Here is a 17,293-nt window from a genome sequence, read left to right as displayed (position 1 = left end):
AGCTCCCCCCGACCAATCGGGGTGGGCGGTACAGAATCCGATGTCGGCCTTACACCGGTTTTATTTATTCTCAATCACCCGATTGAGTTCTTTTTCAACTCGTTTGCGCAGATTGTCACGCTTGGGCGCCTCGGCGGTAGTTACCGGAGTGATCAACAAGGTGCTCAAGTGTTGTTGCATAAACAGGACGATTGCGGATTCCTGCATGATTTGGTAATGCACGACCGCAAAGCCAGGCAAAGCCGGACTTCCCGACGGAGCATTCTCATCCACCCGCTGGGCGGCAATCTCTTGGGGTGAATACACAATCGCATTCAAAATTGCCAGCACCGCCACCACGATGCACAAGTATCGCGTCAGGCCGGACAGCATTCCCAAAAGATGCTCCGAGCGTCCGAACAATTCACTACTTACCGGCTTTTGTCCCACCACCTTTTTAATCAAGGCAAACCCCAGTAAAATGAGAATCAGGATGATGAGATACCCAAGAATGCTGTTATAGACGGCACGCTGACGCGTGGCAGGAGCCAATAAATCTGCCATAACTCCATAGTATTTACCACCCATCATCACGCCAGCCAGCCAAGGCAAAATGCCAAGCATCTCCTCAGACAATCCGCGCTTATAGCCACGCCACAGTCCCGCCAACATGACCAGCACGACGACCACATCAAACCAATTACCCGAGATTTCGTCCAAATTCATACCGTTTCACCGTACTTAATAACCATGGCTAAAGGTACCCGAGAAACGCGAATCCGCAAGCCGATCTGGCTATTGATTTTGCATCAACCAATGGCGGATAGCCGGACTTTGAGGATGCTGTGGTTCCTGCTTCAGAAGTTCCAAGTAATGCTCCCGCGCCTTGGCGGGTCGCCCCAAATGCTGGGCGTATAAATTAGCCACTTGCAAGCGGGCGCGCGTATCCAGCAGGTTAGCCTGAAGTGCGCGCTCCAGCTCCTCGGCGGCATCCGCAAAAAATCCACCTTGTTGCAACGCTGAAGCGAGGCTGGCTCGCGCCTCCGCCGCGTCTGCATTAAGCGCCAGCGCGGTTTCAAACGCGAGAAAAGCGCGGGGTAAATCACTCAATTCGATCGCCACCAAACCGGCATTATAGTGCGCCTCATACAAAACGGGATCAGCCCGAATGGCTGCCTCATAGCCCTGGAGCGCCTCGGTCCAGCGCTTGTCCCGGTGCGCCTTGATGCCAGCAGAAAAGAACGTTAGCGCTGATTTTCGATCCCCCGCCACCGGTTTAGTGGGACGCTGATACGTATAGCGCTTTACACCGGGTGTTTCCATCCGCGCTGGCTCGACCATGGCGGCAGTATTGTTTTTGGCGGGCACGTCAACCAGATCAGTCACGGAGGGCTTGGCTGCTTCAGGTTTAACTGGCGAGGACGGCGGAGTAACAACGCGAACCACCGGCTCAGGCGGCTTGGCAGGTGGCATTGGCTGGAGGTCCACATTCGCTGTCGGGCGAACGACCACGGGAGGGGGAGGAGAAAATAGCACCACCGCATTGGTCTTGGCAACTTCACGGACTGGAAGCGCGGAAGGGCGATTCGTTGAAACGGTCGTGACCGGGATGGAATTGGTCGGCGTTGGCTTGCCCACAGATATGGTGGGGGGTGGGCTGTTGGTCACCAGCGGCTTGGGCGGCGGCGGGGCCATTTCATGTTCGATTTGCCGAATGACGCCGGCAACGACATCATAATCATAAGGACGCGGGCCACTGGCCGCAAGGTAACGCTGATAATAGGGCAGCGCCGCCACGCGATTGCTGAGATAAACATGCTGCACAACCGCAAGGTTAAGCAGCGCGGGCCGGTAATCCGGCTGTATCTGGAGGGCGGTGGTGAAATAATTATTCGCCTCCCGGACTTTGTTGCGTTGGAACATGGTCGCCATGCCCATGCCATTCCAGGCGGCAGCCAGTTTCGGGTTCAGCAATGCCGCCTGCTTGAACGCCTTTTCGGCTTCATCCCCGCGCCGGGCACGACAATGGGCCGTGCCCAGCATCAACCAACCATCCGTGGACTTGGGTTGCAACAACGTATAGGTGGTGAACTCGTTGGCCGCATCGGCGGCACGATTCTGTTCAAGCAACAAACAGCCCAGATTGTAGCGGGCGGGCGCAAGGTTCCCACCGGTCACCGCCAGTGCTTTGCGGTACGATTCACCTGCCTCGCGTGGCAGGTTCGCCTTGTGGTAGGCCAGCCCAAGGTGGTTCCATGCCTGCGCATGGTTGGGCATCAAGGCGGTGGCTTTGCGCAATTGTTCAATCGCCTCGCCGTATTTTTCGGATTGAATCAACTGTTCTCCATCCAGCAGCGCGCGCGGCCCTGGCGGAGTGCATCCACCGAGGCCCAACAGCATGGCCAAAAGCAGGAATAACAATTCCGGCTTTCCGACCCGTTTTTTTGTGGTCAGCATCGGTGTTGGTGGTAACATCCGCGCCCTGAAGTGTCAAGAAACGCACAACAAATAATGTCCTTGGCCCGGTTGGTCATAGTCTGGATGGCTTGGTTTTCGGCGAACGCCGGAACCACTCCCGAGGCACGTCCGGCCAAAATAACTGCGGCTGAAGGATCGAATGCGCTTGCGCGCGTGGTGGTCGTCCAGGACCAACGCGCAACGCAGACATTTAACCCGCAACCTGCCGTGGTGGATGCCATGGTCGCGCGCGGCATTACCAAGTTAACCGGGCTGGCAACGCCAGCAGTGGCTTGGCGCAGCCTTTTTACCACTCAAGACGTGGTTGGGATCAAGGTCTATACCGCCCCTGGCCCGACGAGCGGCACGCGCCCCGCCGTGGTTTCCGCTGTCGTCCGCAGCCTGATCTCTGCCGGGCTCAAGCCCGCTCAAATCGTGATTTGGGACAAACGTGGTGAAGACCTCCGGCGCGCCGGTTTTGTCACCCTGGCCGAAACGCTCGGGGTGCGCGCTGCCGGCGCGTTGGAAAGCGGCTATGACGAAAAGGTGTTTTACGAAAATGCGGTGACCGGCAAACCGGTGTGGGGTGACCTCGAATTCGGCAAGCCCGAGCCGGTGGGGCGTAAATCATTCATGACCAAATTGGTCACCCATGAGTTAACCAAGATCATCAGCATCGCCCCGCTGGTGAACCACTACGAAGCAGGCGTGACCGGACACCTGTTCAGCCTGGCCATGGGCAGCATGGATAACACCATCCGTTTTGAACAAGAACGCACATTATTGGCTGATCCGGTACCGGAAATATTTGGCATTGAAGCATTGTATGATCGGGTGGTGCTGCATATCACCGACGCGCTACTCTGCCAGTACCTGGGCGAAAACCAGAGCCTGCTGCATTACTCCACCGTCCTGAACCAACTGCGCTTCAGCCGGGACGCCGTCGCCCTCGACACGTTATCATTGCAGGAACTGGGCCGCCAGAGGGGCCGCATGGGCATGAAGAACTCCACCGTGCAATTCGACATCTACCCCAACGCCAGCCTGATGCAGTTGGGCACCACGAACCTCAACCACATCAAAGTCGAGCTGGTGACACCTTAAGCTCGCGGAATCAAAACCTCGTGCATAGCCCGAATACGCAACCGAACCTTCCTTAATTGAGGAAGGAACAAATATACTCACAGATACCGGTCTTCACCTCAATATCGAAGCCTGATTTAGCCGGCACTTCAAACGCGGTGCCGCCGGAATACTCGTTGACGCCTGGTTGGCCATCAAGTTTCACTTGACCCGCGCCCGCCACAATTTCCATGCGCTCGGCCTTGTCCGTGCCAAAGTGGTATTTGCCTGGATAAATCAGGCCAAGAGTCTTCTTGGTTTGGTCCGGAAACAGGATGGTGTGGCTGACGACCTTGCCATCGAAATAAACATTGGCTTTGGCCACGGCGGTGACATTGGAAAATTGTACGGGTATGGTTGCCATATCAGGTTTCAATTCGTATTCACACATGCCAAGAGCGAAGACTTTACCCCTCGACTCTGCATTAGCACAGCATTTGTCTTTAACTAAAGTTTAATCACATTACTTTACGGCTGTAAGCACACGCACACGCTGTATGTGCGCGGCTCTGTCACCGTAACCATTCGCCCTAGTATTGGGTGAAACACCGTCATTCTGCAACTGGAAAATCATCCGTTATTTTCCTGGAACAGTTTTTAAAATATACAGGATATCTTGATTGGCTTATTCCGGCCAGGGACGCGGTTTTACCGCTTCGCGCCAATCGGGCACTTCAACCGGCGTGGTGATTACCGGCCAACTGGCACGGGTGCGATCCGCGTAAAGCCCGATTTCGGCCAGGGGGATCGGGCGGAGTCCGAGGCGCAACACGAGTTCGCTATCGGCGGCAAGATTCCATTGGCGCTTGGCGAGTTCGGCGATGCCCGGATCTTTGGAAGTCCAACTGCGCAGGGCAAGGATGTCGAAGAACGCCTTTTGGACAATCGGTGTGCCGCAGTCAATCAAGGCCATCCGCCAGGCGAAGTTGCGGCCGTTGCCATCGAACATGTTCGCAATTTCCGGGTAACGCTGGAGATAGAGGGGCGTGCGGAACACATCGCGCGTGACTCCCTGCTCGGACGCCGTCCAGTGCTTATGGTTCTTCCAATAGCGACCGCTGATGCCCAGTTTGCAGTCCACGAACAGGTTGTTATCCATGATGTCATCCCGGCCGCCGTTGATCTGGAGGGCACCAAAATGGCCGTTCGCTGAGCGGATAAACAGGTTGCCATAGACCAGCATGCCGCTGATCACGTCATCAAAGCGGATGGCGGATTGACCATTGACCATGGTGGAACCGTTGCCGACGTTTTCAAAACGGTTATAGCGGAAGACCAGGCCGCGAAAGGAAGGGTTGCCGAAGGTTTCCATGCCGCCCTGATCGTCGGATTCGCGCAGGACGCTATGGACGTCATTGTATTCCATGAGCACGTCGTTGCCGTCCACGCGGATGGCCGAACTGGGGCAATCGTGCATGAGGTTATGCGCAAAACGCATGCCGACGCCTTCGGCCTGGATGGCCGGGGTGTAGGTGCGGTCAATGCGGCCGAAATGGTGCAGGTGACAATTCTCAATGAGGAAGTCCGCCCGCTCCAACGTGGCCCGGTTGCCGCCTTTCAACGTGGTGGCGGCGCGACCGAGATGATGGATGTCGCAACCCAGCAGCGTGTGCCGGGTGCCACCGGAAATCGTTATGCCACTCCCGGCCATGCGCCGCACCACGCAACCGACCAACTGCACATTTTCACCGCCGGAAATCTGGATGCCATCAAAGCGCCCGAGATCGCAGACGAGGCCTTCAAACCGCACATGCGCGGTTTTGGTGAGCGTCATAAAGGGCGAGGACAGGACGCCCAACTCAATGGTCTGGCGAGACGGATCGCCAGTGGGCCAGAGGTAAAGCAGGCCTTGGCTGCGGTCCAAATACCATTCGCCGGGACGGTCCAACTCTTCCAGCAAATTAAATGCGTAATACTTGATGCCCTGCTTGGTGTCCATGCCGTTATGGCTCATCCAATAGGGCTGGGCGGAGGTGATACGCTTGCTGGCGGTATCGAGCTTGCCGATTTTGAGCGTGGCATCCGCCCAGAGATAACGCCAATAGCCAAACAGCCAGGCATCTTCGGCATTGGTCCACCGGGCATGGCGGTCATCCAGATATTCAAACACGGATGGGGTGCCATTGGTTTTATTGCCGGGCTCGATGAGTTTGCCGGCATCCACAAAACCGTCGTTGGGCCAGCGGGCGAGAGTCTGCGGTTCGCCGTTGACGAATAGCTCGACGGTGGGCGGAGATGGCGGTTGGCTGTAGCCGCGCACGGCCAGCCTGCCATAATCCGTAAGGCCAAGCTGCTTGAGGTCGCAGACCATGACATTACCCCGGGCTTTTGGATCCAGGCGCGCCACTACGGAGGCATCCGCCACCGGAGCAAATCCTTTCAACCGCATGCCGCCATAAAGCACCACCTTACCGCTCTCAGCGGCTTTCCAAACGACGGGGGCAGTCGGGGCACCGGAATCCTCAGCGGTCAACTTCAGCCCCTCGTGTAACTGGTATTCACCGTTCTTGAAGATGACGGCGACGGGGCCGGTAACCGTGCGCCGCAGTTCGCGCACCAACGCCTGCGCCCGGTTGAGCGTGGCGACCGGTTTGGTCGCTTGACCACGATAGGCATCGTTACCATCCGGAGCGATCCAGACTTCCGCTGCATAGTGGTCAATCACCGGCAGCACCGTGCGCGTGGCCATGACATCGCGGGCGGGTAACCCTTTGGCAGTGCGCTCCATTTCCTGCTGCAGCTCGGCGGCTTCCTGGCGATGGTGTGCCAGATACGCCGACTGGCCCTGGATATGCTGGTAAACCGCCTTGGCGGCCGCATCGTTGCGATCCAACCGGTGAGCCTGGGCGATCCGCAACTCAGCCCACGCCGCCCAACCGGGTGGCACACCGGGGGTGGTCAGTAGCTTGTCAAACGCAGTCCGCGCCTCAGCCGTTTTCTTCTGTGCCATGGCATCGTTGCCCAATTCCGCCAGGTCGCCCAGGACTTCCTCGGCGGTCATGCCATCGCCCAGTTTGACACCGTAAGCGGGGCTCTGGGTGCGGAATAGCGATTTAATCTCGGCCTCACCAAGGGTGCGTCGCCATACAGCCACATCGGCCATGGCACCGTGGAAATTCTGCCAGCCCGAACCGATCATGAGTTCGTTGCCCAGGTTGAAATTTGCCGCCCAGCCTTGGGGCAGCGGACCTTGGCCCGACTCGCGTCCGTTCAGGTAAACGGTCACCCGCGCGTTGCGGCGATCCACCACCAGGGCCGTGTGCAGCCAGGTCCTGGGCTTGAAGCGGGGCACCGAACCGCCACCGGCCGACACGCTCTTGCCGTTGGCATCCTTGTACACGAGATACCAGCTCAAGGCGCCTTGGCCAGTGAGATCGAAGTTGACCGAGGCATCCGGATATTTGCCGTAATTAAAGATGCGCCGCTGATCCTGTTTGCCGGGAAAGCCGAGCACTTCGGGACGCAGCCAGGCCATAAAGGACCAGTCGCCGGCGCCCAAATATTTGCCGGCGGGCACCTGAACGCGCACCACGGATTTGGATTGGCCATCGAAGAAAAGCGCCTTGATGCCGCCCTCGCCAACCCAGCCAGCGGTGGAACGTCCGTCTAGGCCATTACCGGAGGTGTCTTGTACCACCGCGCCGGTTCCCTCATGGGCCGGCCAGCGCAGCAGTAGTTCCGGATCGGCAGCCAGTAATAGGGTGTTGAGGGCGATGATCGCCAGTGCGCCTACGAAAATTGTTGGGCTTGTTAGTTTCATGATGGTAAGTTTTCCAGATAGACGCCGTCTTTGCGTAATTGAGTCTGAAGTTTCTGGACGCCGAACTTTCCCATGTCCACGCCGGCATTGAGCGCGAGCGCGGCGCAGGTGCCGATGCCCTGACCCATGACCATGCAGTGGCTTTGCAAGCGGACGGAGGCATGAGCTTCATGCGTGGCGGAGGCGCACCGACCAACCACGGCGAGGTTGAGTATCTGCGGATTCAGGCACATGCCCAGTGGAATGTGATAACTATCACCGACGGGTGGCATCATTTCCGCCTTCTGATCCACCCACGTCGTGTGGCCCGTGCCCTTCGGATCGTGAATATCAATCATCCAGAAACCGTGTCCGATGGCATCGGCCTGTTTGACCGCCTTGACGACCATCTGTGCATTCAACGTCTTGAGGCCGCGAATACGGCGGGATTCGCGGATACCCAAGCTGTGGCCCATTTGCTCCACTTCGACTTTTTCAAAACCGGGCATTTCCGCCCGCCAGAGATCCACGTATTGATAGACCTGTTCGCGGGCCTGTTGGGAAAGCCGGGTCAGTTCTTCTTCGTCCAACGGGTTTCCCGCCACGGGGCACATGTTATAAGAGACGATGGGATCGCGTGGGCTGATCAAATAGGAGCGGGCTGCCGATTCGAGGAACTGCGGGAACTTACCTTCGTCCCGCAATTTTTTCATCAGGGCGAAAACCCGTTCGGCATCTTTGGAGTGAGCCTTGATGGTGGCGCTATCCAACCCGCGCAGGCGGTACATCATGGTCATGCCCTGCACTCCGCCATCACTGGTGCGGCCATAGTCAAACGGTGCACCGGCGTTGGCGGCAATGTCGCCGTCGCCCGTAGCGTCAATGAAGATTTTGGCACGCACGGCTTTGCGCCCGGTCTTGGTGTCCACCAGCACGGCGGAGAGCCTATCCCTATCGCGGATAGATTCCACGGCCGGGAGATTGCAGAAGGTGCGCACCCCGGCATCCTTGAGCATGCGGTGAAACACGACGCGCATGCCGGTGGAATCGAATTCGTGCGTCTCGGGGCGTCTGGGGAAGTCGGCCATGCGACGAACGAAACGCCCGCCGCGATCAATCGCCTCCTGCACGAATCCGTGAATGACCTGTTTCTGGCGGTCGCTGGTATGCCAGATGTTGACGAGCGCGTTGGTGGCCATGCCGCCGACGCTGGGCCAGCGCTCCAATAGGATGACCTTGGCCCCGTGCCGCGCCGCGCAGCACGCTGAGGAAATGCCAGCCGTGCCGCCGCCGCAGATGACCACGTCGGCTTCGGCAAGCACGGGAATTTCGCGGGCGGGTTGGGAAATGCATCCAGGTTTCGCTGCTGACGCATCCGTGCCTTGTGCCCATGCGCCGCCGAGCCCCACAGTGGCGGTGGCACTGCCCAGTTTCAAAAAGTCCCTGCGTTTCATAGTTATTCGATGACTGGTTCGTACAGTTCAATAGATGCTCAATAGATGCTCAGTACCCCAAAGTGTTTCGCACAAACTCGCGGCTGATCTTCAGACTCTCCCGCAGGGGACGGGTGGGTTTAAAATCCCGCTCATGGGCCAGTTCGATGATGGCATCACCGCGGAAATGAATCTCCCGCAAGGCAGCGCTGATGCCCGCATAATCCATATCCCCCTCACCCAGCGCCTCCGACCAGCGTCCGTCCTTCTTCTGGTCGCGCAGATGGAGGAAGACAATCTGCGAGCCATATTGCCGGAGGAAGGTGGCCGGGTCCACTCCGCCACGCTCCAGCCAGTTGAGGTCCGGGCCCAGCTTTGTCCCGGGCAAACGGGTCAGCGTGCCCTTCAAATCGTGCAACTCATTTTCGACCTCGTAGGTGTGGTTGTGCAGATTGGGCACGATGCCGTGCTGGGCGCAGAGGGTTATGATTTTGCGGAGCAGCTCCGCTTGGGCGTCGAGTTGTTCCGTCGTTTTGCGGGCTTTGTTCCCCCATTTGATCGGGCCAACCGAGATGCCCAGTGTGCGCCCACCGAGCTTGGCCAGGCGCGGGATGACGAGTTCAGCGTCCGCCATGACGGCTGCATGTTGCTGACGGTCCCACATCGCGCCGCTGAAGGAGGAACCGATAACGGGAAGCCTATGTTGCCGCGATAACTCGCCGATGTGTTCCACCGCCGTATCAGGGCGCAAGGCCGTATGCATGAGTTCGATGCCGTCCATGTCGGCATAGCTCATATCGGTAAAAATTTGCGGCAACACGGGCGTGAGGTCATAGCCCGGTTGGGTGGCCGCATACACCCACGGGTGCGCCCCCACGACAATTTTTCGTGCTGCCGGCTTTCCGGGCGTGGAGCAGGCAGTCAGCCCAAAGCCAGCCACAGCGGCAGTTGCGGTAGTCCACAGAAATTCACGTCGGTTGGTTTTCATGGGGAAAAAACTTGGAATCCATCATCGTTGGTTAAATACCTGCGCAGTTCATCCGGCATCGGATGCTCCAGTTGAACGTGCTGTTGGCGTAATGCCGTCCGCAGCCGTTCCGGAGGCACGTCCGGCAAATCCACCTTCAGCTCCCTGGCCACCGCCACGGCGGTTCCTGCGGCTTGTCCCAGTTGCATCATGGTGCGCGACAACCGGCAGCTCGATGCGGCGAGCGAACTAAAACTGGCCGCGCGGCAGGCAATCAGCAGATTGCGTTGGCCCTTGGGGATGATACAGCGGTATGGCACGCCATACGGTTCGGTCAGTTCCCCGGTGCTGCGGGAATGGCTGCCGTGCGTGTCCATGGCATGGTCGGCCAGGCAGATAATATCCGGGTGTTTTTGGCCGCTAATGCCGGCCAATAAATCGTGCTCGGTCAGGACATACTCACCCACGACGCGTCGGGATTCACGGATGCCCAGAGCCGGGGCGGTCCACACCAAATGGTAGCCACGGAATTCGGCGTAACGGGTTTGCAGGTTATACCAGTGGGCCAGCGTGCGCTTGCGGCACTCCTCCATGGCGTCACGGTAGCCCAGCTTTATGAATTCGAGTCCGTCCATGGTCGGCAGCATGTTGACGTTCAGATCCCCATTGGGATAGTGCGTGAACACCGCAACCGGAAAGGTTTTGGCCCACCAACAATTGGTGAGGACGCTGGTGGGCAATGATTCAATTGCCGGGACATTGGTTGGGGATACGCGGTAGATGAGGGTAACTCCGTTGACGCGCGCACTAGCGTTGGGTGGTGCATCCGGTTCGTTGAACTGATCACGGGCTTCCTGCCCAGACATGGATTCGCAGCCGACCGCCAGGCAGACATTGCCGTCGCCTGTGGCGTCCACAAAATAATCGGCTACGAGGGTGTCGCCATTGGATAAACGCACGGATTTGATTATTCCATCCTGGGCCTTCGCGCTGAGAAAAGTGGTATTGAGCAAAACCCGGCATTTGCCGGTTTCGCGGAGCATGGCGAGCATGGTGTTGGCCATGGCATCCGGGTCGAAAGGCAGGCCATGCAAGCGTTCTTGTCTAAAGGTTTTGGCTTGAGCGGCAGACAGATTGCGGCCCGCCGCCCGCACCAAGGTATCCAGGTAGTGGCGGGATGGATCAATGAGGTTTTCGCCACCTGGAAACCGGTATGGTTCCCGGTTTGGATCAAAGGTGCTCAGGTGTCGGCCAAAGGAATAGATGCCGATGGCATTGGTTTGGGCTTTGAGACGGCGGTACAATTCAAACGGAAACCCGGTGCCACCGGCACCGGGTTCCCAACCGTTCACCCCGCCACGCACGGAGTTGCCGCCCAGACAATCACCGCGCTCCACCAGCACCACATCTACCCCAGCACGGGCGGCAGCCAGGGCGGCGCCGAAACCACCGCTGCCACCGCCGATGACCGCCAGTTCACAACGCCGTTCAACTGCTTTTGGGTCCGCACCTGCGACCCAATGACTACCCACCCATGCCAGCAGCATGCCTGCGAGGATGTGTTTGAAAACGAGATTCATCGTTATCAGTTTTGCGGGATTGGTTTCCATTGCCGCACATCCGACAAACGCTTGAGTTCACCTGCGTTCAGTGCCCGATTAAACACGGCGACACCGCCGATCCAGCCGGTGAAGCCGACGCTGCGAGAGCTGTGGATGACGCGCCCAATGGTGAACGGGCCTCCGCTGGTTGCGTCCTTCGGCATGTAAATGCCGTGCGGATACCACCAGGGATTCAGGCTCAGGGCCACAAGATCCCGCGCGGCAATCGTAAACTGGCCATTCGTTTCTTTGCGCAGTGTCACCTTCACTTTTGTGTAACGGTATTCCCGCAATTCTACCTGCTGGTCCGCAGTTTCACTGAGGACCTTTACCAAAACCGGAGTTTCCTCCGGCGGGTTGTAGAACTGGTCTTTGGGAAAGTTCGGGTCCTTGCCTGCCGGCGCGCCGGGTTCACGATGCAGGTACCCCTGCAACCAGGCGTTGTAAGCATAGGAGATCAGTTTGTCGCTCTTCGGGTTCTCCAGCCAGCGCTCGCCTGAATGGCCGTTCAGCCAACCAGTGATCTCGTGGCGCTCGTGATCAAAGGTCATGGCAAAGCACTGCCATGCGGTATCGAGTATCTCTGCGGGCGAATCCGCCGGCACGACGGGGGAGACGTCGGCAGAGTTGCATTTGTGGAGGGCATATTTATTCAGGAAGGAGCTGGCACCGTTTTCGGAGACGTGACCGCAGGCGGAGCCTTCCTTGTTCAGTCCGGCAAAGAGTGCGTATTGCCGTTGTCCGCGTTCGACCTTTTGGATGCTTGCGGTCTCCTGTTGCTTCAAATCGGTGCCCTCATGCCAGATGCCGGCGAGCGCGTGATTACCGCTCTCCCGGATGGCCCAAACGACGACGGTCACAGACTTGCCAGGTCCCTTGATATCGAGCGGCGAATCGTGAAGTCGGGAGCGTGGCACAAATAGATATGGCCGGAAGGTGGTGGCCTTCTCTTTGCGGATGCGGATGGCCTGTCCGAATGGCCCGCGCCCGAGCAGCGGGAAGTCCGCGTAAGTGGCTTCGTCGCCCTCACCCCAGAGATCCTTGACGTAATTTGCGGCATCGAGAGCGTAGTCGTTGGTTGCGCCTTTTGGCACATGGGCAAGGAAGCGATGTGCGCCATCCGGTTCGCGTTTTACGAAGTCCCAGAAAGCGACACAGTCGTTGATGCCGGTGACAGTCGCAACGCGTTGTTCATAGGGGAAGGGCATTGCTTGTTGGGGTACGGCAGCGACGGCAGCCTGTGAAATAACCGCCAGTGTACTCACCATGATTCGGTTGATGGTTAGGTTCATGACTTGGTTTTGCATGTTAAAGCATCGCATAAGGTGTTGCGCACAAACTCGCGGCTGATCTTCAGACTCTCCCGCAGGGGACGGACGGGTGGGTTTGAAATCCCGCTCGTGGGCCAGTTCGATGATGGCATCACCGTGGAAATGAATCTCCCGCAGGGCAGCGCTGATGCCCGCATAATCCGTAACCCCTTCCCTTTTATTGCATCCGCGCCGCCACCCTCGTGAGCGGGCCTGCGCGACCGCAAGTCCTGATCGGCAGCAATAAGCTGCGTCTGGAGGATGACCAGCAACGCGGCAGTTAATCCGCCAACTGGGAAATGCATCAGCATAGTTTTTTCTCGTCTCGCTGCGGGAAAAGATAACCGCGCCCGCGCAAAAGCAAATCAAAAAACCAGCTTTGAACAAATAAAATATGGCGAGTCCCTTCTGAAAAACTGCACCAAAATTTCACCAATGTGAGCGATGTGACGCTGTGTGTTTTGGGGAGATTGGTGTAGCTTTGGGATTACCGCAGGACTCCAAATTTTGCAGAAACATAGATGGGCATAAAAATCACTGTCAGAAAATCAAAGTCAAGAGTTAGAACGGGATAGGGAATTAAACCGCTAAACATGCGAAAAACGCGAAATGTATTTGCGACCTGAAATCCATCATCCAGACGCCGGTTGCGTTTTGTAAAAATTTTCTGCAAAAGCAATTGGGTTCTCATTTTTCTGTCGGTCTGTTTTTCTGCAAAATCGGTTTTCCATTTTTATGCCAGCTTATCTTTTTGCCAAATGGGACCTATGGGAACAATGGGATGGCTGACTGGTTATCCCGATCCAAAACTAGGATAAAACTAGGACGCCATGATAAATCCGAAGGGGCCGAAATCCGAAGCCGGAATTGTGAAAAAATTGTGATGCGCAGGTTTTTCATCACAAACTGTGATGTTTTTGTGATGAAAAGAATTTTTCCACACAATTCTTTGACCACGGATTGCACGGATGCCACGGATGGGAAATCGGACATGGTAAAATGATGAAGACAGGATGAACAGGATGGACAGGATGAACAGGATGGACAGGATGAACAGGATGGACAGGATGAACAGGATGGACAGGATGGACAGGATGAGTAAGTCCGAAGGGCGAAACCTTTCGCAGAATAATTTACTGACAAAAAAATTACAGCCAGAAGATAGAAGCTGGGAGTCAGGAGTTGGAATCCGCAAAAGACCGCAAACGGGCAGGTACCGATGGGACGCATGGGGAAATGAGAGTGATTCGCGCGAGTTCGCGTGATCAGCGGGCAGACAATACTCATGTCATTCATGGAGGCGAGCGTAGCAGGGATTTCAGCAAGGTGGTTGCCGCCGGGAGGAAAACAATTCAATGCGGATTTCGGAATGCGGAATGCGGAATGAAAACTCAAAATTTTGCAGAAAAATAGAAGTCGGAGTCAGGACTTGGAACGGGGTGGGGAATTAAACCGCTAAACATGCGAAAAACGCGAAATGCATTTGCGACCTGAAATCCATCATCCAGACGCCGGTTGCGTTCCGTGACAATTTTCTGCAAAAGCAATTGGGTTCCCATTTTTCTGCATGATCGGCTTCCCATTTTGTTGCTGTTTTCACTCTCCCACTGGCACGACAAAAACTTCCCTGGCGGCCTTGATAAACCCATCTATGGAGCCAGGTTCTAATTTGATTTCTTCATTGTCGTCATGTGCCCTGTTACTCATGGCCGTGTCGTAGAGTTAGTTCTTATTATATCCGAACTGCCGTGAAAGCATCACATTCTTCCAATGAGCTTCTCTCTCAAGGATGACTTCGTCGGACGCATTGAAGGCGAAGACCTCAAGAATGGAAAATTTGAAATTGGCCAGCGCGTAGGGAATTCCTTTTTCGTTAATCGTCCGAACAAGCTCATCGTTCCACCCGTGCCCTGTACTAACGTAACCGCATAACCTTGACCAAATACCGGCATCACCGTAGGCGGAACCCACATAGGTTTTGCCATTGGTCGTATCCATAATCAGATATACACCTTTGACAGCCATCAGGGCTGCTTTCCAATCCTGGTTCTCACGGAAAAGAATGGGACGCAGTGTAGAAAATGAATGGTTGATGGATTCGTACCCACAAAACCGCTCTCCATCGTATCTTTCCGGAAGGAGCTGGAGCACTTCAAATGAATCAAGTAATCCCTCCAAATAAAACGCTCTGCCGCGCAGACCTTGATAGCGGAAAAACCGGCAGATTAACCGCCCTTCCCACTTTTTATAAGCTTCGATTTCTGAGATGACGTAGCGATCTGGCAGCCGTTCCTTGACCTCAAAAACACCACCAAAAAGATAAGCGTCACGGATCGGATAAAATTCCATGAACGAGAAGATATACCGGCGCGTCCAATCATTTTTGTCGCCCCGCCACTCGTTCCACGCAATCCAATTCGCCCGGTCGGCTACATATTCGTTCAATGGATGTGTGCCTTCCTGATTGGCGCAGGCAAGATGTAGCTTATACTGGGTCGGTTCAGGAATCTGAAAAATGTCTGTCAGTTTGATTGGTGTACTCATGTTACATTGCTGGCTCGTGCTTGCCTTTATTTGCGCCAAGCGGGTGGCGCGAGCAGTTGTTAACGGTTAGGCTCAAAATACTGGACGCGCTGGTGCCGCAATATTTGCACTCATATTTGGCTTTTTCATCGCCCTCATATAAAACGTGCTTACCCCTGTTGGGTTCACTTGGATGGCGTGGACAGGTATTAACGGTTAAGCTATTGATGCTGGAGGCTTTGGAGCCACAGTATTTACAGTAGTAGTTCATAGTTTGATATTGTTGTTATTTGAATGGCTTAGTCGGAACTTCACGGAACATTGCAAGAACTCAATTCCATATTTCGGGTTCTTTTTTGCCTGTGGGGCTCATGGTTGCGTCGTCTGTGCAGGAGCTTCGGAGCTCACCTGCCAATATTGTAACGCAAAATCAACAATCAGCCGCTTCCGTGAGGAGATTTCATTCTCACCCCAGGCCTTTTGATCGAGAATCGTGTTTGCAACGTCTTGCTGAGAAATATAAGTTGTCGCTCTAAGGTCGGCAGCCTTTTCAATTGGCATTTTGTTCCGTAGGCTCGAATTGCGTCCTTTGGTCATCAAAACGAGATTACCAAGATTGTGAATATAGTCCTTTTTAAATGCCTCTGAATGCACGCGTCCCTCTGGGTTTTGCGGCATGACGTGGTCAATTGAAGCATCAAGGCTTTGGCCTGGAACGTCATTTTCATACTGCCGCAAAGAGAGGTGTGGATCACGGTTCTCTGCTCGACGCTTATTCTCATACTTCCAAAGCAAATATTTTATTTTATTGTCGTAATGGTCGGAGCCTTCGAGAAAGCGTCGGAACTCACCGTTGAAATCCCAATAGTGCTGGAATCCACGCTGAGATACGTTTTTTAGCTCCTGTTCGAGCGCCGCCAGATTTGCTGACTGATATTGGTTGGCGATATTCGGAAGCTTGTTGGTGGACTTGCCTTTCATAAACTGAAGTTTGAAGAGTGTGATTTCCACTAGGCGCAACAGCGGCATCAGTCGTGACAGCTCATGCTCGTGGAAATGCATCAGCTTCAGCAACAGCGGCCAAGAAGCAGGCGCATTTAAGTACAGCACATCACCAATAAGTCGCTCATGGTGGGTGCCCCCATCCTTAAGGGTTTCGATCTTCGTCACGCTTTGAAAGGATTGGACCAAGTTGGTACAAAAAATGCGTATCCACTCTACCCTTTTCAGCCCAACATCCTTTGATTTTAGTTCCTTTTTCAGCACGTTCACCGGGTTTTCCCCCCCAGGCAGGAAAGCGATCAGATGGTGCGCAAGTACTTGATCTTCCTTAAGCGAATTAATCTCTTCAGTCAACCGGTAGATGTCCGAAAATTTTCTTTCCAAGTCTCTTATAGACTCTTTCTGGATAGTCAATGGGCTGTGGACATAGACGACATGCATCAGATAAGCTTTTAGTTTTTCCAAGTTGGTTAAATCCTTGCCACGATCATTCTGGAACGCAAATATTTGCGTTGCTTGCTCCTTGCTGCGCACCTCGAAAGTTGTCACCACTGCACTATTAACCAGTTCCATCCAGCGTATCAACTCGGCTGTGGATTTTTCCTCATGCATCCGTTTCGCCATGTACTCCATGGCCTCTTTAAGTCGCAAGCCAGAGTGGGTTTTAGGCTGTGTGTGAGAGGTGCCGTGCAGAATGAATGACCTCATCAAATCGTCATCGTAGTCCACCGTCTGTAATTTCCGACGTTGGTTCGCGTCCATCACGTATGTCTGCCGTAATGAGTCGGATTCTACCTCCCCACCTATGGCTATTGGCAAGTCTTCGCCTGCCTGCTTACGAATGGCCAATTCGATGGATAGGCAGTGAAAAAAGATAACCACTGTCGTCAAGCGCTGCTGGCCATCAATGACAAAGTATTCGTTTCCTTCAGTTTGTTCCCGCTCGAATAGAAAATGCCCGAGAAAATAGCTTTTTCGCTCACCTCCTGCTTGCGGGTGCTCCTTCAGGTCATCGAGGAATTGGCAGACCTGCTTTCGATCCTTTGTCGTTTCCCACGCATAGGCACGTTGGTAAGGTGGAATGCGAAAAACTCGGTCTGGTGGGCTAAGTGCTTATCCGCAAATAAAAGTTGCCTTTTTCGCCGTGCTCTGTCAATTTC

Annotated in this window: 12 protein-coding genes; 1 reads left to right on the top strand and 11 read right to left on the bottom strand. The window is 55.3% G+C overall.

What is annotated here, in order from left to right; genetic code table 11:
- Window positions 1–60: 60 nt before the first annotated feature.
- Both WCO56_02335 and WCO56_02330 read right to left on the bottom strand, forming a co-directional pair.
- Window positions 61–705 carry a CvpA family protein gene (locus tag WCO56_02335; protein MEI7728374.1) on the bottom strand — a complete coding sequence of 215 codons (645 nt, stop codon included), beginning with the start codon at window positions 703–705 and terminating at the stop codon, window positions 61–63.
- Between the two features lie 69 nt (window positions 706–774).
- Window positions 775–2,436, bottom strand: a complete 1,662-nt coding sequence (locus WCO56_02330) for a tetratricopeptide repeat protein (protein ID MEI7728373.1) — start codon at window positions 2,434–2,436, stop codon at window positions 775–777.
- 84 nt (window positions 2,437–2,520) lie between these two features.
- Here WCO56_02330 and WCO56_02325 point away from each other — a divergent pair, with 84 nt between their 5' ends.
- A complete protein-coding gene (locus WCO56_02325) occupies window positions 2,521–3,540 on the top strand; it encodes a hypothetical protein (protein ID MEI7728372.1) in 1,020 nt (339 codons plus the stop codon).
- Window positions 3,541–3,592: 52 nt separating this feature from the next.
- Here the strand turns inward: WCO56_02325 and WCO56_02320 are convergent, their stop codons facing one another.
- The 9 genes from WCO56_02320 to WCO56_02280 all read right to left on the bottom strand — a co-directional run bounded on the left by WCO56_02320 (window position 3,593) and on the right by WCO56_02280 (window position 17,216).
- The gene (locus tag WCO56_02320; protein ID MEI7728371.1) at window positions 3,593–3,922 is read right to left on the bottom strand and encodes a pyrimidine/purine nucleoside phosphorylase; all 330 of its coding nucleotides are present in this window, start codon (window positions 3,920–3,922) and stop codon (window positions 3,593–3,595) included.
- A 261-nt stretch (window positions 3,923–4,183) separates the two neighbouring features.
- Window positions 4,184–7,318, bottom strand: coding sequence for a LamG-like jellyroll fold domain-containing protein (locus tag WCO56_02315; protein ID MEI7728370.1), 3,135 nt, complete (start codon window positions 7,316–7,318; stop codon window positions 4,184–4,186).
- On the bottom strand, window positions 7,315–8,751 hold the full coding sequence (locus WCO56_02310) for an FAD-dependent oxidoreductase (GenBank protein MEI7728369.1): 1,437 nt from the start codon (window positions 8,749–8,751) through the stop codon (window positions 7,315–7,317). The genes WCO56_02315 and WCO56_02310 overlap by 4 nt, the downstream gene beginning before the upstream one ends.
- Before the next feature lie 49 nt (window positions 8,752–8,800).
- On the bottom strand, window positions 8,801–9,718 hold the full coding sequence (locus WCO56_02305) for a sugar phosphate isomerase/epimerase (protein MEI7728368.1): 918 nt from the start codon (window positions 9,716–9,718) through the stop codon (window positions 8,801–8,803).
- Entirely contained in the window at window positions 9,715–11,277 is a 1,563-nt protein-coding gene (locus tag WCO56_02300; GenBank protein MEI7728367.1) for an FAD-dependent oxidoreductase, read from the bottom strand. The genes WCO56_02305 and WCO56_02300 overlap by 4 nt, the downstream gene beginning before the upstream one ends.
- Window positions 11,278–11,282: 5 nt before the next feature.
- On the bottom strand, window positions 11,283–12,506 hold the full coding sequence (locus WCO56_02295) for a hypothetical protein (GenBank protein ID MEI7728366.1): 1,224 nt from the start codon (window positions 12,504–12,506) through the stop codon (window positions 11,283–11,285).
- A 1,824-nt stretch (window positions 12,507–14,330) separates the two neighbouring features.
- Window positions 14,331–15,152: a GIY-YIG nuclease family protein gene (locus WCO56_02290; GenBank protein MEI7728365.1), complete on the bottom strand. Its 822-nt coding sequence runs from the start codon at window positions 15,150–15,152 to the stop codon at window positions 14,331–14,333.
- A 1-nt stretch (window position 15,153) separates the two neighbouring features.
- Window positions 15,154–15,402 carry a hypothetical protein gene (locus tag WCO56_02285; protein MEI7728364.1) on the bottom strand — a complete coding sequence of 83 codons (249 nt, stop codon included), beginning with the start codon at window positions 15,400–15,402 and terminating at the stop codon, window positions 15,154–15,156.
- 98 nt (window positions 15,403–15,500) lie between these two features.
- Window positions 15,501–17,216: a DUF262 domain-containing HNH endonuclease family protein gene (locus WCO56_02280; protein MEI7728363.1), complete on the bottom strand. Its 1,716-nt coding sequence runs from the start codon at window positions 17,214–17,216 to the stop codon at window positions 15,501–15,503.
- Window positions 17,217–17,293 lie beyond the last annotated feature (77 nt).

Source organism: Verrucomicrobiota bacterium (assembly GCA_037139415.1).
Taxonomy (GTDB): domain Bacteria; phylum Verrucomicrobiota; class Verrucomicrobiia; order Limisphaerales; family Fontisphaeraceae; genus JBAXGN01.
Note: the sequence above shows the minus strand (reverse complement) of the source record. Positions and strands in the feature narration are given on the sequence as shown.